This is a genomic window from Corynebacterium sp. Marseille-P8863, from assembly GCF_946902955.1.
Lineage (GTDB): Bacteria > Actinomycetota > Actinomycetes > Mycobacteriales > Mycobacteriaceae > Corynebacterium > Corynebacterium gottingense.
Genome location: NZ_CAMPQC010000015.1, coordinates 1 through 22,525 on the forward strand (window position 1 = coordinate 1; position 22,525 = coordinate 22,525).

General features: G+C 66.5%; 20 protein-coding genes. 12 read left to right on the top strand and 8 right to left on the bottom strand.

Annotated features, from left to right (window positions below; genetic code table 11):
* Window positions 1–3,061, bottom strand: a 3,061-nt coding sequence (locus tag OVO38_RS09750) for an ExeM/NucH family extracellular endonuclease (RefSeq protein ID WP_267208372.1), incomplete at its 3' end; no start/stop codon positions are given.
* A 192-nt stretch (window positions 3,062–3,253) separates the two neighbouring features.
* On the opposite strand from OVO38_RS09750, the gene purS reads away from it, so the two are divergent.
* The 3 genes from purS to purL are packed head-to-tail and all read left to right on the top strand — an operon-like array spanning window position 3,254 to window position 6,450.
* Window positions 3,254–3,484, top strand: coding sequence for a phosphoribosylformylglycinamidine synthase subunit PurS (purS, locus tag OVO38_RS09755; RefSeq protein ID WP_095278703.1), 231 nt, complete (start codon window positions 3,254–3,256; stop codon window positions 3,482–3,484).
* Entirely contained in the window at window positions 3,481–4,161 is a 681-nt protein-coding gene (gene purQ / locus OVO38_RS09760) for a phosphoribosylformylglycinamidine synthase subunit PurQ (protein ID WP_095555447.1), read from the top strand. The genes purS and purQ overlap by 4 nt, the downstream gene beginning before the upstream one ends.
* A gap of 6 nt (window positions 4,162–4,167) precedes the next feature.
* Complete coding sequence (gene purL / locus OVO38_RS09765; protein WP_416358588.1) at window positions 4,168–6,450, top strand: phosphoribosylformylglycinamidine synthase subunit PurL; 2,283 nt, start codon at window positions 4,168–4,170, stop codon at window positions 6,448–6,450.
* 456 nt (window positions 6,451–6,906) lie between these two features.
* Here the strand turns inward: purL and OVO38_RS09770 are convergent, their stop codons facing one another.
* A complete protein-coding gene (locus tag OVO38_RS09770; protein WP_267208373.1) occupies window positions 6,907–7,914 on the bottom strand; it encodes an acyl-CoA thioesterase in 1,008 nt (335 codons plus the stop codon).
* On the opposite strand from OVO38_RS09770, the gene OVO38_RS09775 reads away from it, so the two are divergent.
* The 3 genes from OVO38_RS09775 to purM are packed head-to-tail and all read left to right on the top strand — an operon-like array spanning window position 7,913 to window position 10,943.
* Window positions 7,913–8,332, top strand: a complete 420-nt coding sequence (locus tag OVO38_RS09775; RefSeq protein WP_165765837.1) for a sterol carrier family protein — start codon at window positions 7,913–7,915, stop codon at window positions 8,330–8,332. The two genes, OVO38_RS09770 and OVO38_RS09775, sit on opposite strands and share 2 nt — an antisense overlap.
* A 39-nt stretch (window positions 8,333–8,371) precedes the next feature.
* The gene (gene purF, locus OVO38_RS09780; RefSeq protein WP_267208390.1) at window positions 8,372–9,877 is read left to right on the top strand and encodes an amidophosphoribosyltransferase; all 1,506 of its coding nucleotides are present in this window, start codon (window positions 8,372–8,374) and stop codon (window positions 9,875–9,877) included.
* A complete protein-coding gene (purM, locus tag OVO38_RS09785; protein ID WP_095546738.1) occupies window positions 9,870–10,943 on the top strand; it encodes a phosphoribosylformylglycinamidine cyclo-ligase in 1,074 nt (357 codons plus the stop codon). The genes purF and purM overlap by 8 nt, the downstream gene beginning before the upstream one ends.
* 109 nt (window positions 10,944–11,052) lie before the next feature.
* Here the strand turns inward: purM and OVO38_RS09790 are convergent, their stop codons facing one another.
* Together OVO38_RS09790 and OVO38_RS09795 are read right to left on the bottom strand one after the other, a co-directional pair.
* Entirely contained in the window at window positions 11,053–11,256 is a 204-nt protein-coding gene (locus tag OVO38_RS09790) for a DUF3073 domain-containing protein (RefSeq protein ID WP_095537883.1), read from the bottom strand.
* A 128-nt stretch (window positions 11,257–11,384) separates the two neighbouring features.
* The gene (locus tag OVO38_RS09795) at window positions 11,385–12,431 is read right to left on the bottom strand and encodes a YgfZ/GcvT domain-containing protein (protein WP_267208374.1); all 1,047 of its coding nucleotides are present in this window, start codon (window positions 12,429–12,431) and stop codon (window positions 11,385–11,387) included.
* 41 nt (window positions 12,432–12,472) lie between these two features.
* On the opposite strand from OVO38_RS09795, the gene OVO38_RS09800 reads away from it, so the two are divergent.
* Window positions 12,473–13,384 carry an aminodeoxychorismate lyase gene (locus OVO38_RS09800; protein WP_369801180.1) on the top strand — a complete coding sequence of 304 codons (912 nt, stop codon included), beginning with the start codon at window positions 12,473–12,475 and terminating at the stop codon, window positions 13,382–13,384.
* Here OVO38_RS09800 and OVO38_RS09805 read toward each other — a convergent pair.
* Together OVO38_RS09805 and OVO38_RS09810 are read right to left on the bottom strand one after the other, a co-directional pair.
* Window positions 13,381–14,034: an FABP family protein gene (locus OVO38_RS09805; RefSeq protein ID WP_095554208.1), complete on the bottom strand. Its 654-nt coding sequence runs from the start codon at window positions 14,032–14,034 to the stop codon at window positions 13,381–13,383. The genes OVO38_RS09800 and OVO38_RS09805 overlap by 4 nt on opposite strands.
* A gap of 69 nt (window positions 14,035–14,103) precedes the next feature.
* Window positions 14,104–14,907 carry an LmeA family phospholipid-binding protein gene (locus tag OVO38_RS09810; RefSeq protein WP_267208375.1) on the bottom strand — a complete coding sequence of 268 codons (804 nt, stop codon included), beginning with the start codon at window positions 14,905–14,907 and terminating at the stop codon, window positions 14,104–14,106.
* A 22-nt stretch (window positions 14,908–14,929) separates the two neighbouring features.
* Here OVO38_RS09810 and mshD point away from each other — a divergent pair, with 22 nt between their 5' ends.
* The 5 genes from mshD to pstB all read left to right on the top strand — a co-directional run bounded on the left by mshD (window position 14,930) and on the right by pstB (window position 20,228).
* Entirely contained in the window at window positions 14,930–15,799 is an 870-nt protein-coding gene (mshD, locus tag OVO38_RS09815) for a mycothiol synthase (protein ID WP_267208376.1), read from the top strand.
* Between the two features lie 272 nt (window positions 15,800–16,071).
* Entirely contained in the window at window positions 16,072–17,202 is a 1,131-nt protein-coding gene (gene pstS / locus OVO38_RS09820) for a phosphate ABC transporter substrate-binding protein PstS (protein WP_095278687.1), read from the top strand.
* A gap of 160 nt (window positions 17,203–17,362) precedes the next feature.
* Window positions 17,363–18,436, top strand: coding sequence for a phosphate ABC transporter permease subunit PstC (pstC, locus tag OVO38_RS09825; RefSeq protein WP_267208377.1), 1,074 nt, complete (start codon window positions 17,363–17,365; stop codon window positions 18,434–18,436).
* Between the two features lie 142 nt (window positions 18,437–18,578).
* A complete protein-coding gene (pstA, locus tag OVO38_RS09830; RefSeq protein WP_267208391.1) occupies window positions 18,579–19,418 on the top strand; it encodes a phosphate ABC transporter permease PstA in 840 nt (279 codons plus the stop codon).
* Between the two features lie 36 nt (window positions 19,419–19,454).
* On the top strand, window positions 19,455–20,228 hold the full coding sequence (gene pstB / locus OVO38_RS09835) for a phosphate ABC transporter ATP-binding protein PstB (RefSeq protein ID WP_095278685.1): 774 nt from the start codon (window positions 19,455–19,457) through the stop codon (window positions 20,226–20,228).
* 68 nt (window positions 20,229–20,296) lie between these two features.
* Here pstB and OVO38_RS09840 read toward each other — a convergent pair whose 3' ends face one another.
* Both OVO38_RS09840 and dusB read right to left on the bottom strand, forming a co-directional pair.
* Entirely contained in the window at window positions 20,297–21,019 is a 723-nt protein-coding gene (locus OVO38_RS09840) for a phosphate signaling complex PhoU family protein (RefSeq protein ID WP_267208392.1), read from the bottom strand.
* Window positions 21,020–21,149: 130 nt separating this feature from the next.
* Window positions 21,150–22,322: a tRNA dihydrouridine synthase DusB gene (gene dusB / locus OVO38_RS09845; protein WP_095547765.1), complete on the bottom strand. Its 1,173-nt coding sequence runs from the start codon at window positions 22,320–22,322 to the stop codon at window positions 21,150–21,152.
* Between the last annotated feature and the right edge of the window lie 203 nt (window positions 22,323–22,525).

Below are 22,525 nucleotides of genomic sequence, written 5' to 3' on the forward strand. Positions count from 1 at the left end.
TGGCGCCGTCCTTACCGTTAGCGCCGTCAACGCCGTCGGTACCGTCCTTGCCAGGCTCGCCGGGGTCACCCTTGTCGCCCTTCTCGCCCTTGGCGCCGTCCTTACCGTTAGCGCCGTCAACGCCGTCGGCACCGTCTTTGCCTGCGGCGCCGGGGTCACCCTTGTCGCCCTTCTCGCCCTTGGCGCCGTCCTTACCGTTAGCGCCGTCAACGCCGTCGGTACCGTCCTTGCCAGGCTCGCCGGGGTCACCCTTGTCGCCCTTCTCGCCCTTGGCGCCGTCCTTACCGTTAGCGCCGTCAACGCCGTCCTTACCAGCGGCGCCCGGCTCGCCGTCCTTGCCATCCTGGCCGTCCTTGCCGTCTTGGCCGTCTTTGCCTGCGGCGCCGTCCTCGCCGGTGACCTTGCCCAGGTCGACCGGGTTGTCCTTGTCGTCGGAGTAGGTCACCCAGAGGTGGCCGTCGTCACGCACCTCGGCCTTGATAATGGAGCGGCCGGCGGTGGGTTCTTCGGCGGGGGTGGGTTCTTCGGTGGCGGAGTCGTCGTCAAGCAGCTTCGGATCGACCTTGATGTTGAAGCCGACCTTGACCGGGTCGTGGTCGGAGGAGCGGAACGGGTTGCCGTAGCCGTAGAGCTTGTCGTCGCCGCTGCCGAAGAAATCCTGCGCGTTGTAGTTGCGGCGGGAGTACTCGAACGCGACCGACTCGTCGCCGTTGATGTTCCACACTGCGGAGTCCTGGACCAGGTCTTTTGCGGACACGTTGGCCAGCACGTGGTCGAGGGTGCCGAGTCGGCCGCCGAACTGGTAGGAAGCCTGGTCAAAGTTCTTCTCGTGGTGGACCAGGGAGAAGCCGCCACCCTCGATGGCGGTGATGGCTTCCTCCTTGGTGTAGGAGTTCAGGTCACCGAGAATGAAGGTCGGCAGGTCGGTCCATTTGTCTTCCTTGCTCAGGTGATCAATGAGCGCCTGTGCCTGGGCCTTACGAACGGCGGGGTTGTTGCCCTGGCCGTCGCCGGAATCCTTGTCGTTGTTAGCAACGGACCCCTTGGACTTGAAGTGGTTGACCACGGCCACGAAGTTGTCGCCGCCCTCGGCCGGCTCAAACTCCTGGGCCAGCGGCTGGCGGGCGGTGCCAGTGAAGGCCGAGTCGTCGAAGATCTTGGACTCGCCGACCGGGCGGACCTTGTCCTTCTGGTAAATGAACGCGACGCGGATGTAGTCCTCGTCGGTGCCGAGCTCGGTCGGGGACTTCACCAGGTCCCACTTCTCCTCGCCCGCGGCCTTGTTCAGCGCGTCGACCAGGTTCTGCAGGGTCTCGTCGCGCTTGGACACGTCACCGGTGACGGTCGCCGTGTTCTCAATCTCGGAGAGGCCGAGCACGTCGACGTCGAGCGTGTTAATCGCGGTGACGATCTTGGCCTGCTGGTCCTTGAACGCGTCCTCGGTGTACGCGCCGCGCACCTTGCAGTAGTTGGACCCGACAGGGGTGCCGTTCATGTCCTTGTAAGCCTTGCAGTTGTCCTCATCCTTGCCCAGGGAGTTGAAGTAGTTGAGGACGTTGAAGAAGCCGAGGGAGAAGTCGCCCTTCACGGTGCCCGGCACGTCGATGGACTTCGCGCGGGAGTCCTCCCACGTGATCGGCAGTTCTTCCGCGGTGTTCTTACCGGTGATCGGCTGCAGCGGCTGGAAGCGCCACTGGTCGAAGGAGTAGTCCACAACCACGTCGGTCTGGAACTCCACCTGGTCGGTGGTGCGGATGGACTTCACGCCCTTATCCGAGGTGACCAGGTACGGCAGCGGGGTGTTCTTATCCGTGCGGAAATAGTTCTTGGTGCGGCCGTCGTCCAGGTACACCTCGCGGGCGGACTGCTCGGCCTCGTACTTGCGGTAGCCATCGACGCTCGGTTTGTTCTTGTCGGTGAAGTTGTAGATCGGCTCGGTGCCCGCCACCAGGCCGAGGTCACCCGTGTTGTTCAGGTTGTAGTTGTTGGTCACCGTGTAAGTGCCGGGGCGGACCAGCATGCCCTCGTAGGGCTCGCGGGCGTCGTCGCCGGCCGGGAGCTCGGTGAGCCCCACTGCCTTCGGTGCCTCGAGCGCCTCGTCCAGCTCCTGCTTGGAGGAAACGGTGATCTGGGTCTGGTTTTTAAACTCCGAGACCTTGCCGGTCACCTGGAGAGAGTCGCCGCGCTGCGGGAAGTCGTTGTTCCCGCCCATGTAGACGAAGATGCCGTCGGAGGCGTCGCCGGCCTTCTTCTCTGCGCCGCCGGTGCCCGCGGTCTGCAGGAAGAAGCCGTTCTTGCCGCCCTCGTCGTACACGGCGGTGACCACGCCCTCAGTGGTCACGGTCTTGCCCTCGAGCGGGGAAGCGGCGCCGGTGCCCTGGATCTCAGCGATCGGGGTGATCGCGCCGGGCTCCGGGGCTGGCTGCGCGGGGTCGGACGGGTCAGCGGGGTCGGTCGGCTCAGACGGCACGACCGGATCGCTGCCCGAGCCCTGCGGGGTCGGCGCGGCTGCGTGGAAGTCAGCGGCGTTGTCGTCGGTGTCTACGCCCGCCTCTTTGCGCTGGATGGCAGTCGTGTTCGAGGTCACCTCGGCGGCTTTGCCCTCAAAGTTTTTCGCCCCGCCCCAGCCGACGAGGTCGACTTGGTTGCCGGAGGCGTCGGTAAGCACTGCGCTCGCTTTCGTGCTGCTGAAGTTGAAGGAGCTTTCGTAGTCGGCATTTTCGATCGGGTGAGACGTGTCGTCGCCCGCGGCGCCCTTGATCAGGAAGTACCCGCCCGCAGGCACGGATCCGGAAAGCTTGGTCGTGTTGACCGTGTTGCCCTTCGCGGACTGCTGGTCGAGGACCCATCCGGCAAGGTCGATGTCCTTGTCGGTGGGGTTGTACAGCTCGACAAAGTCGTTGGAGATGGTGGAGCCGGAGTTGCCGCCGCCTCCGTAGACCTCGTTGATGACCACGTTGGAGCCGTCGGTCGCCGCGTGCGCGGTGGGGACGGTGATGGTGCCGGCGGCGAGCGCGACGATGAACGCTGCGGAGAACCCGTGGCGGTGGTTGAAACGCATGTGGAACCCTTTGCTGAGAGGATGGAGTAATTTCCCAGTTAAAATAACGCCGGTCGCTAGGCTGCGCTGGGTATAAACTCAGTAAAAACTTAAAGTTCAGGCATTGTTCATCTGTTGGACCGCTATTGGTTCCCCGGTGGCGTCGGATATACTTGCCCACGTCTGCTGACCTCTGACTAATGAAGGAATCTCATGGCACGTGTCGTGGTAAATGTCATGCCGAAGGCTGAAATCCTGGATCCGCAGGGCCAGGCTGTCCAGCGCGCACTTGGGCGAATCGGGGTGAACGGGGTCCAGGATGTCCGCCAGGGCAAGCGCTTCGAGATCGAGGTGGATGACTCCGTCACGGATGAGGAGCTTGCTCGCGTCGCGGAGACCCTCCTGTCCAACACCGTGATCGAGGATTTCGAGGTTGTTCGATGACGGCAACCATCGGGGTTATCACGTTTCCAGGCACGCTTGACGACGTCGACGCGCTCCGCGCCGTCCGCCTCGCAGGAGCCGAGCCGAAGCAGTTGTGGCACGCCGACGACGACCTGACCGGCGTGGACGCCGTCGTCGTCCCGGGCGGGTTCTCCTACGGCGACTACCTGCGCTCCGGCGCGATCGCCGCGCAGGCACCGATGATGGGCGCTGTGGTAGAAGCCGCGAAGAAGGGCATGCCGGTGCTGGGCATTTGCAACGGCTTCCAGATCCTCACCGAGGCCGGCCTGCTGCCGGGCGCGCTCACCCGCAACCAGCACCTGGATTTCCACTGCGTGGACACCTACCTGGAGATCGCCAACGCGGACACCGCGTGGACCTCCCGCTTCGAGGCTGGCCAGAAGATCCTGGTGCCGGCGAAGCACGGCGAGGGCCGCTTCCAGGCGGACAAGGAAACGGTGCACCAGCTGGAGCAGGAGGGGCGCGTGGTCTTCCGCTACACCGACAACTTCAACGGCTCCGCCAATTCGATCGCGGGCGTGACCAATGAGTCGGGCCGCGTCGTCGGCCTCATGCCGCACCCGGAGCACGCGATTGAGCTGCTCACCGGCCCGTCCACTGATGGTCTGGGCCTGTTCGAATCCGCCATCGACGCTATCTCGAAGATCGGAGCGTAAACGATTATGACCGTGCACGATGACACCGTCGAGAACGCGCAAGCAACCCCGGACCTTGACCAGCCGTACGCGGAGCTGGGCCTGCGCGACGAGGAATACGACAAGATCAAGTCCATCCTGGGACGCCGCCCCACGGACGCGGAGCTGACCGTGTACTCCGTGATGTGGTCCGAGCACTGCTCGTACAAGTCCTCCAAGGTACACCTGCGCTACTTCGGCGAGACGATGACTGAGGAGATGGCCTCCAAGATCCTCGCCGGCATTGGCGAGAACGCTGGCGTGGTGGACATCGGCGACGGCGACGCGGTGACCTTCCGCGTGGAGAGCCACAACCACCCGTCGTTCGTGGAGCCCTACCAGGGCGCCGCGACCGGCGTGGGCGGTATCGTCCGCGACATTATGGCTATGGGTGCGCGCCCGATCGCCGTCATGGACCAACTGCGCTTCGGTCCTGCTGATGCCGAGGACACCAAGCGCGTCCTGCCCGGCGTGGTCCACGGCGTCGGCGGCTACGGCAACTCTCTCGGCCTGCCCAACATCGGCGGTGAGACCGTCTTCGACGCCGCCTACGCTGGCAACCCGCTGGTCAACGCCCTGTGCGTGGGCACGCTGAAGGTAGAGGACCTGAAGCTCGCCTTCGCTTCCGGCACCGGCAACAAAGTGGTGCTCTTCGGCTCGCGCACTGGCCTCGACGGCATCGGCGGCGTCTCCGTGCTGGGCTCCGCCACCTTCGAGGAGGGCGAGGAGCGCAAGCTGCCGGCCGTGCAGGTCGGCGACCCGTTCGCGGAGAAGGTGCTCATCGAGTGCTGCCTGGAGCTCTACCACGCCGGCGTGGTCGTGGGCATCCAGGACCTCGGTGGCGGTGGTCTGGCCTGCGCCACCTCCGAGCTGGCCGCGGCTGGCGACGGCGGCATGCGCGTCAACCTGGACAACGTCCCGCTGCGCGCCGAGAACATGTCGGCCGCCGAGATCCTCGCCTCCGAATCCCAGGAGCGCATGTGCGCCGTGGTCACCCCGGAGAACGTGGACCGCTTCATGGAGATCTGCGCGAAGTGGGAGGTGGGCGCCGCCGTCATCGGCGAGGTCACCGACGAGAAGGACCGCTACGTGGTCACCCACGGTGGCGAGGTCGTGCTGGACGCGCCGCCGTCGTCGATCGACGAAGGCCCGGTGTACGAGCGGCCCTACGCCCGCCCGGACTGGATTGACGAGGTCGCTGAACGCGGCGAAGTGAACAAGCAGGAGGCGCCGTCCGCCGCATGGCTGAAGATGGTGGCCTCGCCTGCGCTGTGCTCGCGCGACTACATCGTGCAGCAGTACGACCGCTACGTACGCGGCAACACCGTGCAGGCCCACGGCGCAGACTCCGGCGTGCTGCGCATTAACGAGGAGACCAACCGCGGCGTCGCCATCGCTACCGACGCCTCCGGCCGCTACACCTACCTCGACCCGAACCAGGGCGCTCGCCTGGCGCTCGCCGAGGCCTACCGCAACGTCGCGGTTACCGGCGCGACCCCGGTCGCGGTGACCAACTGCCTCAACTTCGGCTCGCCCGAGAACCCGGACGTGATGTGGCAGTTCCGCGAAGCAGTGCACGGGCTTGCCGACGGCGCCGCCGAGCTGAACATCCCGGTCTCCGGCGGCAACGTGTCCTTCTACAACCAGACCGGCGAGACCCCGATCCTGCCGACCCCGGTCGTCGGCGTGCTCGGCGTCATCGACGACGTGGCCAAGGCCAATCCGCACGCCGTGCCTTCGACGGAGGAGGAGTTCTCCCTGGTCCTGCTCGGCGAGACCTCCGACGAGTTCGGCGGCTCCGTGTGGCAGGACATCTCTGGCGCGGGCCTGGGCGGCGTGCCGCCGAAGGTGGACCTGGCAAACGAGGAGCGGCTGGCGAAGTTCTTCGCCGATGCCGCGGGCAACGGTGGCGTGACCGCCGCCCACGACCTGTCCGAGGGTGGCCTGTCGCAGGCCGTGTTCGAGATGCTGCAGGCCTCCGGAAAGGGCGCTGACCTGGACCTCGCGGCCGTGCATGAGGACGCGTTCACCGCGCTGTTCTCGGAGTCCGCGTCCCGCGTCCTGGTCGCCGTGACCGCCGACCGCGCGGACGCGCTGGTGGAGCGCGCCGGTGCCGCAGGCGTGCCGGCCGCGGTGATCGGCAGCACGCGTGCGGACGGCGAACTGCACTTCGGCTCCGAGCAGCTGGAGATTGCCCAGCTTCGCGACGCCTGGGCCGACACCCTTCCGTCGCACTTCGCCGCAGCGCACGCGCCGAACGCGGCGGTGTAGCGCCTAGGCGGGCGTCACGTGGTTGCGCTACTGCTGACGCTCGCCGCTATCTTCGGCATGTCCGTCGTCGCCGGTGCCACAGGTGCCGGCGCGGCGGGCTTTGTCGTTTCTGCGACGTTGCTGGGGTTCGTTACGGCTTCGGGAGCGCGGCGTAAATGGAGCTAGCTCCATTTGGACCTGCCCGGCCGGTAAAACCCCAGGTCGTGCGGGACCGTGAACCCTAAATGGAGCTAGCTCCATTTAGACCTGCCCCGCCGGTAAAACTCCAGGTCGCGCAGAATCGTGAACCCTAAATGGAGCTAGCTCCATTTGGACCTGCCCCGCCGGTAAAACCCCAGGTCGCACGGACCCGTAAACCCTAAACGGAGCTAGCTCCATTTAGACGACGGAGTTACGCAGCGAAAAACCCAGCGGCGCACCCCCAACAACCCCAGCTACCCAGCCAACAACCCAGCCCTAGTCCACCCGCTGCGTGGGACCCGGCCGCTCGACCAGCGGTTCTGGCTCGTACTGGCCGCGCAGGTCCTTGAGTGTCTGGGTGTGCTCCCAGAGGCGCTGGTCCTCGTCAGTTACCGGCACGAATTGACGCGCCGGCAGCGGGTTGCCGTCGACGTCGATGCCGATGTAGGTAAACGAGGCGTGGATGGCGGTCCCCAGCTCGTCGCGCCCGCCGCGCGGGTCGCCGGCCCGGACGAAGGTGGAGACGTGGATGGAACGGGAGTCGGTGCGCGTGATGCGCGCCTCCACCTCGATGAGGTCGCCGATGTGGATGGGTTTGTAAAACCGGATGCCGCCGGCGTAGACGGCGACGGTGCGCTCGCCGGACCATTCCATGGAGCAGGCGAGGCCGGCCTCGTCGATCCATTCCATCGCGGTGCCGCCGTGGACGTTGCCGCCCCAGTTCACGTCGGTGGGCTTGGCCATGAACCGGTGGGTCAGGCGCGGCGCGGTGCCGTCGTCGGTGTAGGTCTGCTCTTCCATGGACGCCTCGATGGCCTTGCGCAGGTCCACGCGCGACTTCGCGGCCTTCTCGACGCGGCGCTGCTCGTCGGTAATCGGCACGAACGTCGGCACGGGCATGGACTTGCCGGTCTCCGGGTCCTTGGCCACGAAGATGACGAGGCAGTCGCAGGCACGGGTGAACTTGCCTTCGCGGGGGTCGGCGGAGAGCACCTCGTTGACAATGTGCATTGAGCTGCGCCCGGTCATGGCGATCGTGGAGCGCACCTCCACGATGTGGCCGGACGGGATTGGCCGGGTGAAGTGGATGTGCCCCACGTAGGCGGTCACGCAGTAGGTGGCGGACCATTGCGCGGCGCAGGCGTAAGCGGCCTTATCAATCCATTCGAGGACGCGGCCGCCCGAGACGCCTTGGGCGCCGGCGATGAGGACGTCGGTAGGCGATGCCATGAACCGCAGAGTGATGGACGCCGACCTGTTCATGGGGACTGCTGTGTTCGTCATGGCTAGGCATCTTAGTATGGAGCGCATGGCATCCAGCAGAAGCTCGAAGCAGGACCCGGCGGCAACGCGCGAGGCGGTGGCGGCGGTTGCCGCGTGGCTCGATGGTCAAGGGGAGACACCCGGCAGGGCATTGCTTGCCGACGCCACCCGCCGCACCGCCCGCACCCTCGCCGAAGAACTCCCGGGCAAGTCGGTGGAGCTGCGCGTGCCCCCGTTCGTGGCGGTGCAGTGCGTTGAGGGCCCGCGGCACACCCGCGGCACCCCGCCGAACGTGGTGGAGATGGCTCCGGAGACCTGGCTGCGCATCGCCACCGGTCGCAGCACGTTTGAGGATGAGGTGGCCGCGGGCAGGATCGACGCCTCCGGCTCCCGTGCGGGCGAGATCGCGCGGGGGTTGCCCGTAATTGCCCTTTCGTAGGCGCGGTCCGTTAAAGTAAGGGCCGTGCATACCGTGAGCATGGAAAATGACGGGGACTCCCGGGCGCAGCTCGACGACACACCGCGCGATGAGTGCGGCGTGTTCGGCGTGTGGGCGCCTGGTGAAGACGTCTCCAAACTGTCCTATTTCGGCTTGTTCGCCCTCCAGCACCGCGGCCAGGAGGGCGCGGGCATTGCGGTGGGCGATCACTCCAACATCGTCGTGTTTAAGGACACGGGCCTGGTCAGCCAGGTCTTCGACGAGTCCGTCCTCGATGCCCTCCAGGGCGATGTGGCCATCGGGCACACGCGCTACTCCACGGCGGGCGGCAATTCCTGGGATAACGTGCAGCCGATGTTCCGTACCTCGCCAAACGGCACGGACGTCGCGCTCGCGCACAACGGCAACCTGACCAATTACCAGGAGCTGCAGGCCGAGGCGATCGAGCGCAAGCTCATCCCGGCCGACGGCGTGCAGGGCCAGGGCTCGTCCTCCGATACCGCGGTCGTTTCCGCGCTGCTCGCCGACCGGATCCGCGGGGAGCACACGCTTATCGACGCCGCCCTCGACCTCCTCCCACGCCTCAAGGGCGCCTTCTGCTTCATGGTCACCGACGGCGACACCCTCTACGCCGCCCGCGACCCGCACGGCGTGCGCCCGCTCTCCCTGGGCCGGTTGGAGCGCGGCTGGGTTGTCGCCTCCGAGACGTGCGCCCTGGACATCGTCGGCGCCTCCTTCGTGCGCGACATCGAGCCGGGGGAGCTCGTGGCCATCGACGCCACCGGCATCCGCTCCGAGCGCTTCGCCGAGGCGCCGCGCCAGGCACGCTGCGTATTCGAGTACGTCTACGTGGCGCGCCCGGATTCGGTGCTGGACGGCCAGACGGTGAATGCCAGCCGCGTTGAGATTGGGCGTCGATTAGCGCGAGTCGCCCCGGTGGAGGCCGACCTGGTCATGCCGGTGCCTGAGTCGGGCACCCCCGCGGCGATCGGCTACGCCGAGGAGTCCGGGATCCCCTTCAAGCAGGGGTTGATGAAGAACGCGTACGTGGGTCGCACGTTTATCCAGCCGTCCGATACGCTGCGGCAGCTCGGGCTGCGGCTGAAGCTGAACCCGGTGCGCGCCGTCATCGAGGGCAAGCGGCTCGTGGTGGTGGACGACTCGATCGTGCGCGGCAACACCCAGCGCAAGCTGATCCGCATGCTGCACGAGGCGGGCGCCGCCGAGGTACACGTGCGCATCGCGTCGCCGCCGGTGAAGTGGCCGTGCTTCTACGGCATCGACTTCGCCAGCCCCGGCGAGCTCATTGCCAACCACGGCCGCGGCGGCACCGATGCGGAGGTCGCCGAGTCCATCCGCACCATGATCGGCGCTGACTCTTTGGCCTTCGTGCCTATCGACGACATGATCGCCGCCACCAACCACCCCGCAGAAAACCTCTGCGCCGCCTGCTTCGACGGCAACTACCCGCTCGGGCTTCCCGACGGCAACCCGAACGCCGACCTTGTCCGGCGCATCCAGAAAGGTGACACCCGACATGACTAACCAGAACTCCGACCCCTCCGTCTCCTACGCCGCCGCGGGCGTTGACATCGAGGCCGGCGACCGCGCCGTCGAGCTGCTGAAGGGCCACGCGAAGCGCGCGTCCCGCCCGGAGGTCAAGGGCGGCATCGGCGGGTTCGCCGGTCTGTTCGCCCTGGGCAAGTACCGCGAGCCGTTGCTCGCGGCCGGCTCCGACGGCGTGGGCACCAAGCTGGCCGTCGCCCAGGCGATGGACAAGCACGACACCATCGGCATCGACCTGGTCGCCATGTGCGTCGACGACTTGGTCGTCTGCGGCGCCGAGCCGCTGTTCCTGCAGGACTACATCGCCACCGGCAAGGTCGTGCCGGAGAAGATCGCGGACATCGTCGGCGGTATCGCCGAAGGCTGCGTCCAGGCCGGCTGCGCACTCCTCGGCGGCGAGACCGCCGAGCACCCCGGCGTGATGGAGGCCGACGACTACGACGTCTCCGCCACCGCCGTCGGCGTCGTGGAGGCGGATGAGCTGCTCGGCCCAGACCGCGTGCGCGAGGGCGACACGATTATCGCCATGGCCTCGTCCGGCTTGCACTCCAACGGCTACTCCCTGGCGCGCCACGTCCTGCTGGAAAAGGCCGGACTGCCGCTTGACGGCCACATTGAGGAGTTCGACCGCACCCTCGGCGAGGAGCTGCTGGAGCCGACGCGCATCTACGCCCGCGACTGCCTCGAGCTGGCCTCCGAGTGCGAGGTCCGCACCTTCTGCCACGTCACCGGTGGTGGGCTGGCGGGCAACATGGTCCGCATCATCCCGGAGGGCCTGGTTGCGGAGATGCGCCGCGCCACCTGGACGCCGGGGCAGATCTTCCGCACGATCAAGTCGGTCGGCCAGGTGCCGGACGAGGAGATGGAGAAGACCTTCAACATGGGCGTCGGCATGGTCGCCGTCGTCGCGCCGGAGGACCGTGACCGCGCGCTGGCGATCCTGGCCGCCCGCCACGTGGACTCCTGGGTGCTTGGCGAGGTCCGCGCTGCGGACAACGGCGAGACCGAGCGCGCAGTGCTGGTGGGCGAGCACCCGCAGTACTAGGCGCCCGCAGTACTAGCCCGGCGCACCCCGCACATGAACAAAGCACCCGGGGTTGCCGGGTGCTTGTGCTCAAACGGTGTGAATGGTGGCGTTGTGGGGCCGGGCGGACTTACTTCCGGTCCTCGTCATCATCGTCCCAGTCCGCGTACTCGGCGTACTGGTCATCCACCTCGTCACCGTCCTCGTCCCAACGCCGCTGCGGTGCCTTGCCTGCAAGCTCACGCTGCAGAGAGTCGAGGTCCATTTCAGGAGTGTTGTACTTGAGTTGGCGAGCAACCTTGGTCTGCTTTGCTTTGGCGCGTCCGCGGCCCATGGCGTGACCCCCTTGAGGTGGTTCTAGGGCGGCCTAAGAAGGCGGCCTCATACTTTCGATAGTTATTGTCCTGGGGGACATAATAGCCTGTACGCCACGAAAATGCTCACCCGGCCCCTGAGCTGGGATTAACGTCCGCGGCGCAGTTTGTCCACCGCGAGGCGGCCAAGCTTCTCGCCTTCGTCTGTAGGCAGCGAGTCCGGGTCCACGCTCGCAGCGACCCCCTCGATGTCCAGCGGGGCGGTGAGGGCGGAGCGCTTGACCAGTCCGAGCGCGACCGGGCCGTAGTCGGCGTCCTGGACGACGGTGCCCAGTCGGCCTACCTTGCGCCCGTTGGAGGTGATGGTCTCGCCCGGCTGCGGGTCGTGCGGGGCTGAGCCGTCGAGCTGCAGCATGACCAGCAGGCGAGGGGAGCGGCCGAGGTTTTCCACGCGCGCGACGGTCTCCTGCCCGCGGTAGCAGCCTTTGTTCAGGTGGACGGCCCCGATGTGCTCGCCGCGGTTGATCAGGCGCGGTGCCTCGTGCGGGATGGATTTTTCGTCCAGGTCCACGCCCAGCTCGGGCTCGACGTTGCGCACCCGCGCGGCCGTAAACGCCATCATGCCGGCGTAGGCCACCCCCTGCTCGTGGAGGCGCTTGGACACGCCAAGCGCTTCCCCACGCGGTACCGCCACGTCCAGACGGGCGGGGGAGAAGTCGCTGACGCGGCGGGTGAAGACGGCCTCGTCGATGGCGGGGAACTCGGCGTCGTCTGCAAGCAGGGTGAGGATGGCCAAGTCGGCCTCCTCCACGGTCACGTCGGACCAGAACACCATTTTGCGCAGGTAGTCCACGAAGGAGTCGAACTGCGCGGGCGGGACGTCGAGGTAGAACGTGCCATCCACGAGTGCGAGGTCGGCGTGGTGCAGGATGTGGCCCTGGATGTCCAGGTCGAGGGCGGCGGCGGTGAGGGACGGTGTGGCGTCGATAAGCTTCTGCGAAAGCAGGTTGTTCAGGAACTCGGCGGCGTCGGGGCCGGAGACGGCGATGACGCGGCGGTGCGAGCGGTCGATGAGGCGTAAGCCCTGCTGTTCCGCGAGCGGATTGCCGTAGTGCCAGGCCACTCCCTCGGCGAGCGGGTTGGACTCGATGGGGGTGGCGCCTGGCAGCTGTAAAAGATCGGACGAATACGACATAGACCCCGATCATACGGGCATAATGGGACAGTATGGCATCGATGCTCCCACCCGCTCCGGTCATTTACCTCGTCGAGCCCTTCGGCGGCTCCGTGCGCAGACAAAACGCGAACACGCCCCACATCTTCTGGGATGACGCGGCTGTGACGCGCGGCGACGGGATCTTTGAAACGATCCTCATCCGCAAGGGCGAGCCCGCGAACCTGGAGCAGCACGTGGAGCGGTTCCGGCGCTCCGCCGCCACCCTCGACTTGCCCGACCCCGGCAGGGAGCACTGGATCAAGGCGACCCGGGAGGCGGTGGCCGACTACGTGCGTGAACGTGGGCTTGCTGCGGAGGACGTGGATGCGAAGTGCGTCTGGACCATGTCGCGCGGGCGCGAGACTACCGGCGTGCCCACTGCGTGGCTGACCATCCGGCCGATTCCGGACTCGGTGCTGGAGGAGCGCAAGAACGGGGTGAGCGTGGTGACCACCCCGCGCGGCTACACCATCAACCGCGGCGAAGGCGGGGAGGCGGAGGTCCCCTGGATGCGGGTGGGTGCAAAGACACTGAACTACGCGGCGTCCATGGCGGCGCTGCGGTGGGCCCGCGGAGAGGGGTACGACGATGTCATCTATATCGATCCGGAGACGGACCGTGTCCTGGAGGGCGCGACCTCGACGGTGGTGATTGTGAAGAAGGGCGGGCGGTTGCGCACCCCGAAGCCGGGGCCGGGGATCCTGCCCGGCACCACCCAGGCGGCGCTGTTCGCGCACGCGGAGAAGAAGGGGTGGAAGTGTAAGCAGAAGGACATGTACCTCAGTGAGCTGCTCAAGGCGGAATCCGTCTGGCTGGTCAGTTCCACGCGCATGTACGCGCGGGTGCGCAAGCTGAACGGGAAGAAGCTGCCGGCGCCGGACAACGCGGCGGAGGTGCAAAAGCTGATCGTCGCCGCGCTGGATAGGGCTTAGCCGGCGATGCGCTTGAGCTCGGCGGACATGTAGGGAACCATCTCGCCGCCGACGGCGCGCTCGTCGACCCAGCCCAGGTTGTTGTTGGGCATGAGCCCGTAGAGGCGCTTGCCCGCGCCGTGCTGCTTCGGGCCGGACTCGGTGGCCAGGGTGGTGGCGCTCTGCAGCTGCCAGGCGCGCTCGTTGACCGGCTCGCCGTACATCACCTCGACGAGGCCGCGGGAGTTAGTGAGGGTCACCTCGATCTCGTCCTTCAGCGAGATGCGCCAGAATCCCACCTCGCGCTGGTCGGCGCCGGTGGCGTTGCCGTCCTCGTCGATGCGCCAGATGCGCGACTCGAAGCGCAGGTAGTTCTCGCCGTCATGAGAGACCACCAGGCGCTGGCCAAAGGCGTACTCCTCGCCGTTGTCGTTGGCCTGGCCGGTGCCGGTCCACACGCCGACCAGCGGCAACAGCGCCAGCAGCCCGTCGTGCAGGCTCGGCCCCTGACGCAGGTTCGCCGTGTCCTCCTCCAGCGGGAAGTCTTCAAAGCCCAGCGCCGGGATGTTTCGGTGCGCCGTGTTCTTCGACTGCTCCGCGGCCAGGTTGACGGCGTCGTTGCCGTTGAGCGAGCCGGTGTTCTCGGGAGTGGTGTTCTCTGTATCAGCCATGCCAGCCAGGGTAGTCGCTGGCGTGCCGCGACCGCACTCTGCCTCGCTTGCATCGCTTGCCGAGCTTGCCTAGCCTGCCGACGCATCCTCCGCGTCCGACGCCAGCGGCGAATCCTCGGCCTGCCGGGCGCCCTCGTCCGTCGACGGGTCCCGCAGGAGCGGGGTAAGGTCCGTCTCCTCCACGACGGTATTAATACGGTCCCGCGAAAACTCGATCGATCCGCCGGTGAGCTGCACGCAGTCGGCGGGGCCACCGAGCGGCAGGTCCCGGGTATCGCGCTCCAGGCTGAACGCCTGCACGGCGCGGTCGGTGAGCTCCAGGGGGACGTCCACGAGCTCGCTCGGGCGCATGACAAACTTCGTGCCGTCGATTCGCAGCGTCACCACCACCGTCACGGGGTCCTCCGTGCCCGGAATGGTGCCGGTCAGCCGCGCTTCGCTCGCGCCGCCACCGGACGGGGAGATGTCGTAGGGGCTCGCGATGTCCAAGTTCGTCATGCCCAGCAACTGCCCGAAGGCCACGCCGTCGAGCCGGACGATGCGGCGCACGAGGCTCGCCTTCGCGCCGGGCAGGTCGTCCACGAGGTGCGCGGTGCGGGGGTGGGGCAGGGTGACGTCGACAAGCTTGATGCCCACGTTGCCCACGCCGACGCCGGCGACGGGCACGTCCAGGGCGTCGACGGTGATGCGGGGGACGGTGCGGCCGAAAGGCAGGCCGCCGACGTACGCGGCCGGGGCGGTGGACAGCTCGCCCAGCTCAGCGGCGCGTGCGGAGAGCGCGTGCTCGGCCCGCATCCCCGCCGCCGTGTCCGCGAGGTAGCCCAGCAGCGCGATCGCCGCGACCCCGACAGCCGCACTTCGCTTCAATTGCATACTTGTACCGTAGCCTGGGTCCATGCACGATTACAGCACCATCCTCCACGCAGCCACCGACGCCGACGGGGTCGCCCCATTCTCCGAGGCGTTCGAGCAGGCGCTTAGCGACGCCACCCTGAACCACTCCCTCCTCACCACCCCTTCCACCGACGTCCCCGGTGGGCTCGCGGGCCTGGCCTCCATCGCCCCGGACGGCTCCGCGGAGCTGGTGGTGCACCCGGAGGCCCGCCGTCGCGGAATCGGTGCCGAGCTGGCGCGCAGGGTGCTCGAGCAGCGTCCCGACGCCGGCTTGTGGGCGCACGGCAATCTGCCGGGGGCGCGCGCCCTGGCGGAGTCGCTGGGGCTGGAGCCCACGCGCGAGCTCCTGGTCATGGCGTGCGAGGGGGACGATCTGCGGGACGCAGCGCAGCTCACGCTCCCGGATGGCTACCAAGCGCGCACCCTTGCTAGCGCGAAAGCGGCGGGCGAGCAGGACGCGCTCGAGCGCGAGTGGCTGCGCGTCAACAACGAGGCATTTTCCTGGCACCCCGAGCAGGGCGGGTGGGACCTGGAGCGTCTCCACCGCGCGATGCGGGTGGAGTGGTTTGACCCGGAGGGGGTCTGGTTCCTCTCCTGCGGGGACGAGCTCGCTGGCTTCAGCTGGACCAAGGTGCACCCGGACGGTACGGGCGAGCTGTACGTCGTCGGCCTGGCCAATGATTACCGTGGCCGCGGGCTCGGCGCCCCGCTGATGCAGCTTGCGCTCTCCCATTTGGTGGGGGAGGGGAAGGATCGCGTCATCCTGTACGTGGAGGCGGATAACGCGCCGGCTGTGGCGCGGTACGAGGGCCTCGGCTTTGCTGTGGCGGAGCGGCACGTGGTGTACGGCGGGGCGTCGGAAAGCGCGTAACCGCTGTTGTTGGTGGGACTGCGGTGACGCGAGTCAACCGCTGATTGTGTGACATTCATCGCATCCGCAGCGTTTTATCAGGCTTTTTCTGGCGTGTTGGCGAAGTTCACCGATTGTTCACCAAACCAGACACTTGGGGTTAACCGCTGACTTCTAGGTTGAGTAACCGTGAGTAATCGGAAAGAGTTTCGTCCACCTCGCTGTGGGCAAAACCGGCCGAGAGTGGCACCGATGCTCGAGTGGTAACTAACTAAGCACCGGAAAGGTATCCCGTGAACCGCAACTTTAAGCGCACCGCCGCCATCATCGGCGCCGTCGCAGTCTCCTCCGCAGCCCTCGTCGCTTGTGGCGATTCCTCTGACTCTGACTCCACCGACACCTCCTCCGAGGCTTCCTCCGCCGCTGAGGGTTCCGAATCCGAGGGTGCCGGCGCAGAGCTCTCCGGCCAGACGGGCCAGCTGGTCGGCGAGGGTGCTACCTCTCAGCAGAACGCAATGGACTACTTCGCAGCTCGCTACGCCGAGGAAGTTCCGGGCGCGACCCTGGCATACAACGCCACCGGTTCCGGCTCCGGCCAGAAGAACTTCATTGCTAACCAGGCTGCGTTCGCTGGCTCCGACTCCCCGCTGAAGGACGACCAGGTTGAGGCTGCCGCTGAGCGTTGCGGTGGCAACGAGGCATGGCACCTGCCGTTCGTCATCGGCCCGGTTGCCATCGCGTACAACCTGGACGGCGTTGACGAGCTGAACCTCACCGTCGACAACGTTGTTGACATTTTCCAGGGCAACATCACCAACTGGAACGACCCGGCTCTGGCCGAGTCCAACCCGGACGCTGAACTGCCGGACCAGGAGATCAAGCCGTTCTACCGCTCTGACGAGTCCGGCACCTCCGACAACTTCCAGAAGTTCCTGGCTGCTGCTTCGGACGGCAAGTGGACCGGCTCCGGCAAGTCCTTCCCAGGCGAGGTCGGTACCGGTGCGAACGGCTCCTCCGGCGTTGCTACCGAGGTCAACAACACCCCGGGCGCAATCACCTACGTCGAGGCTGGCTTCGCTGACAAGAAGGCCAACATCGACTTCGGCTCCGGCCCGGTCGAGCTGACCGACGAGTCCATTGAGAAGACCCTGGACACCCTGGAGTTCAAGACCGAGGGTCACAACATGGTCGTCGACGCTGACAAGCTGTTCAAGACCGACGCAGAGGGCGCATACCCGCTGGTGCTGACCACCTACGAGATCGTCTGCTCCGCTGGTTACGACGAGTCCACCTCCAAGATGGTGAAGGACTTCCTGAACGTTGCTCTGGACTCCCAGGATGACGAGCTCGCAGCTGAGGGCTTCATCCCGGTCGCCGGCGCACACGCTGAGCGCCTGCGCGAGGCAGTCAACGCCATCCAGTAAGCCACTTGGCGGTGTGGTGCCCCCCAACGCGGCGAATGCCGTTGCGGGGGGCACGCCCATGTGAGGGCACGGTTAACACCAAGTGTGCAAACCGTTACCAAAAAATTGAACATTCGGAGCTTGGCTCCCCCTCTTTTCAACCATATAAGGACCAGTAACCATGGCTGACAACGAACTGACTCCGGCGGACGACCGCCGAGCGGGGTCGACGGCTGCGCCTGCGCAGCCCGAGGTCCAGTCCGCTACCGGTACGCCGGTACAAACCACCCAGGCGGCCCCGGTGGAAACGACCTCCGGCGCGGGCGTGAAGCGCCCGGGCGACCGCGTATTTGAATTCCTCTCGACCGCCTCGGCAACGCTGATCACCGTGATCATTATCGCGATCGGCCTGTTCTTGGTGCTCCAGGCGATCCCGCCGCTGAGCCGAAACGAAGGCGGCGTCGGTGGCTTCTTCACCTACGGCGGCAACTGGCAGACTGCCAACCTGGACGCAATGCAGTTCGGTATCCCGAACCTGTTCTTCTCCACCGTGATGATCTCCCTCATCGCGCTGATCCTCGCCATGCCGGTCGCACTCGGCATCGCGCTCTTCCTCTCCAACTACGCGCCGAAGAACCTGGTGCGCCCACTGGGCACCCTCGTGGACATGCTCGCCGCGGTCCCCTCCATCGTGTACGGCCTCTGGGGCGCGCAGGTGCTCGGCCCGGCCCTGGGCAAGTTCTACGAGTGGATCAACTCCTGGGCCGGTGGCTTCTTCCTGTTCGCCACCTACCAGAATTCCCCGCCGTTCTCCACGGCCCGCAACATGCTCACCGGTGGCATCGTCCTGGCCATCATGATCCTGCCGATCATCGCGGCCACCGCCCGCGAGATCTTCGTCCAGACCCCTCCGGGGCAGATCGAGTCCGCACTGGCGCTCGGCGCAACGCGCTGGGAAGTCATCCGCATGACCGTCATCCCGTTCGGCCTCTCCGGCTTCATCGCCGGCTCCATGCTCGGCCTCGGCCGCGCGCTTGGTGAGACGATGGCGCTCTACATGGTGGTCGCGCCGGCCAATGACTTCCGTGGTTCGCTCTTTGACGGTGGCACCACCTTCGCTACCGCCATCGCGAACGCATCCGCAGAGTTCAACAACCCAATCTCTGCTGGTGCCTACATCGCGGCAGGCCTTGTCCTGTTCGTGCTGACCTTTGTTGTCAACTCGATCGCCCGCGCGATCGTCAACAAGAAGTAAGGCAGGCAAGCGAATGTCTACAGCAGTTCCCAACAACGCCGGTGCTCAGGGCGCGGGCAACGCGACGGCCAACGTGGCGTCGAAAAGCACTCGCTCCGCGAAAGACAACCCCTTCACCGACATCTCCTCGGGCCGTAAGACCATGAATTCCCTCATGGGCGGCCTCATGTGGGCGTGCATGATTCTCGCGCTCATCCCGCTGCTCTGGCTGCTGATCACCGTGATCGTGCGCGGCGCGCCAGCCGTGTTCGACCTCGGCTGGTGGACCAGCGACATGATCGGCGTGCGCATTTCCAAGGAAGGCGGCGGCGCCCTCCACGCCATCGCCGGTACGCTGATGCAGACGCTCATCGCGTCGCTGATCTCCATCCCGATCGGCGTGTTCACCGCTGTCTACCTGGTCGAATACTCCAACGGCAACAGGCTGGGCAAGCTCACCACCTTCATGGTGGACATCCTCTCCGGCGTGCCGTCCATCGTCGCCGCGCTGTTCGTCTACGCCCTCTGGATCACCATCCTGGGCATGGACCGCTCCGGCTTCGCCGTCTCGCTCTCACTCATCCTGCTGATGGTCCCGCTGGTGGTGCGTAACACCGAGGAGATGCTGCGCGTCGTGCCCATGGACCTGCGCGAAGCGTCCTACGCACTCGGTGTGCCCAAGTGGAAGACCATCCTGCGCATCGTGTTGCCGACCGCCCTGTCCGGCATCGTCACCGGCATCATGCTCGCCGTGGCCCGCGTCATGGGCGAGTCCGCCCCGGTTTTGATCCTCGTCGGCTCCACCCCGGCGCTCAACTGGTTCGGCCTGTTCGGCCAGCCGCAGTCGTCGCTGCCGCTGTTCATGCTCGAAATGTGGAAGTCCGGTGCAACCGGCTTTGCCGCCGACCGCCTGTGGGGCGCCGCCCTCACCCTGGTAGTCATCGTCGTCGTGCTCAACTTGCTCGCACGCGCGATTGCCAAGAAGTACTCCGTGAAGAAGTAACCGCCCCACACAACCATCATCTGAGGAGAATCCCCGATGTCTAAGCTCGAACTCAACGACGTCAACATCTACTACGACGACTTCCACGCCGTCCGCGACGTCAACATGAAGATCCCCGCACAGGCCGTCACCGCCTTCATCGGCCCGTCCGGCTGCGGCAAGTCCACCGTGCTGCGCACCCTGAACCGCATGCACGAGGTCATCCCCAAGGCCAGCGTCAAGGGCGAGATCCTGCTCGACGGCCACAACATCTACGGCAAGAACGTGGACCCGGTGTCCGTCCGCAACACCATCGGCATGGTGTTCCAGAAGGCGAACCCGTTCCCGACCATGTCCATCGAGGACAACGTCGTCGCCGGCCTGAAGCTCTCCGGCGAGAAGAACAAGAAGAAGCTCAAGGAGGTCGCCGAGGAGTCCCTCCGCGGCGCGAACCTGTGGGACGAGGTCAAGGACCGCCTGGACAAGCCGGGCGGCGGCCTCTCCGGCGGCCAGCAGCAGCGTCTCTGCATCGCCCGCGCGATCGCCGTGCGCCCCGAGGTCCTGCTCATGGACGAGCCCTGCTCCGCGCTCGACCCGATCTCCACCCTCGCGGTGGAGGACCTCATCCACGAGCTGAAGGCCGACTACACAATCGTCATCGTGACCCACAACATGCAGCAGGCAGCCCGTGTGTCCGACAAGACCGCGTTCTTCTCCCTCGAGGCAACCGGCAAGCCGGGTAACCTGGTCGAGTTCAACGACACGACCACCATCTTCGAGAACCCGGAGAAGAAAGAGACCGAGGACTACATCGCCGGCCGCTTCGGCTAAGGGCCGACAGTCCCCTCACAAAGTACGGCGCCCCGGAGCAATCCGGGGCGCCGTCGCATGTCTCGGTACTACTTGCGGGTAAAGCGACGCTCGATCGTGGCGAACTTTTCCTTCAAGTCGTAGTCGCCGTCGCGCTGCTCTCGGTACTGCTCCGGCTGCAGCCCCGTGACCAGGAAGACAATGCGGTTGCCCACGTTGACGCATCGGTCGGCGAAGCGCTCGTAGTACCGCACCACCATGGCCACATCCACGGCCTCTCGGTTGCTGTACTCCCACTCCGGGGCGGTGACCAGGTTGAGCAGGTACGCCTTCATGTCGTCCATGTCCTCGTCGATCGTGTGCAGCTGCGCCGCGCACTCCGCGTCGGGGTGGAGGAGGAGCTCGCGGGTCTGGGCCACCATGGCGTCGGAGAGCCGCGCCATCTCCTCCATGAAGCCGGCGAGCGGGCCGGGCACTACGGCATCCGGGTGGCGTGCGCGCGTGAGCGTGGCCACGTGCATGGCGAGGGAGCTCATGCGCGACAGGTTTTCCACAATGTAGATCGACGACAGCACCTGCCGCAGGTCAGAGGCCACGGGGCTCTCGAGCGCAAGCAGGCTCATGCCGCGCTCCTCGCACCGGGTCTTGAGCTCGCGCAGTGCGTCGACCTGCGACAGCGCGTCCTCCGCGCCCTCGAGCGACTGGCGCAGCAAGGCCTCTGAGGCCTGCGCCATCGCCGCCCGCACCCGGTCACACATTTCGAGCAAATCCGTGTTGAACGCCTCGAGGTGCTCGCGGTACGCGGTCCGCAGCTGCGTCGGGCCGTCTTGCTTATTCGTGCCCCCGTCACCACTGTCACCAGCGTCACCCGCCTCGCCTGCGTGGGCAGGCGCGGCGTGCTCCGAGGGCTCCTCGGGCTCGCGTGCGTTCGGTGCCTCCGGGCTACCCGCCGTTGTTTTCAATTTCCGCGCCCTGTGGGACCGCGTCATCTTCGGGATCATCCAACCATCCTTCTGGCAGCGCGACTTTGGAGGACCCGCCCTGGCGGCCGCGCGCGCTGTCAGCTTGCTCCGCCTTCGCATCAGAATCTGCAATCGGTGCCAGCCGGTCCCACAGCTGGCCGAGTGACGTCACCTGCGCGAGCTCCTTGCGGAACTCACCGCCCACGGGGAATCCGCGCAGGTACCAGCCGGTGTGCTTGCGGATGTCGCGGCAGGCGTGCTCCTCGCCGTCGTGGTCCGCGAGCAGTTCGGCGTGCCGGTAGAGGATCCGGGCGACCTTGCCCAGCGTCGGCTCCTCCGGAACTTCCTCGCCGCGCAGCTGCGCGCCGAGTTGGGCGAACAGCCACGGTCTTCCGAGGCACCCGCGGCCGACCTCGACGCCGTGGCAGCCGGTCTCCTGCATCATCCGCTGCGCGTCGCCGGCAGCAAAGATGTCGCCGTTACCAATGACGGGCACCCCGGTGCCGTCCATGTGCTCGACCAGCCGGGCGATCTCGTCCCAGTGCGCGGTGCCGGAGTAGCGCTCCGCCGCGGTGCGGGCGTGCAGGGCGACGGCGGCCGCGCCCTCCTCGGCGGCAATGCGGCCAGAATCGAGGTGGGTGTGGTGCTCAGCATCAATGCCCACGCGGAACTTCACGGTGACGGGGATGTCGGTCCCCTCGGTGGCGCGCACGGCGGCGGCGACGATGTTGCCAAACAGGCGGCGCTTGTAGGGGATAGCGGAGCCGCCGCCCTTGCGGGTGACCTTGGGGACGGGGCAGCCGAAGTTCATGTCGACGTGGTCGGCGATGTTTTCCTCCACGATCATGCGCACCGCGTCATACGTGAACTTGGGGTCCACGGTGTAGAGCTGCATCGAGCGCGGCGTCTCCACGTCCGCGAAGGTGGTCATGTGCAGTGTCTTCGGGTTGCGGGCCACCATGGCGCGCGCGGTGATCATTTCGCAGACGTAGAGCCCGGAGCTGGTTCCGGTGAGCTCCTGCTCGATCTCGCGACACAGGACGCGAAATGGCATGTTGGTCACCCCGGCCATGGGGGCCAGGATGACGGGGGAGTCCAGGTCCATCCCGCCGATGCGTAGCGCGGGGCCTGCGCTGGTCGTCGGTGCTGTCATGGTTCTCTATTGTTCCTGTTGGGAGGGGATAAGTGCAATTCGTTGGTGGCCCTGTGGCGTGGAGGCGAGAGGGGTCGCAGTGCGTACTGTTCCACCCCCTTTGGGGGTGACGTCGGGGGATGAGGGGTCTGGTTTGTGGGGGTGGTGTGGCGTCGATAAGCGTCCTGAAGCCCCCGCGACCTGCGAAGCTGCTGGTAATACCA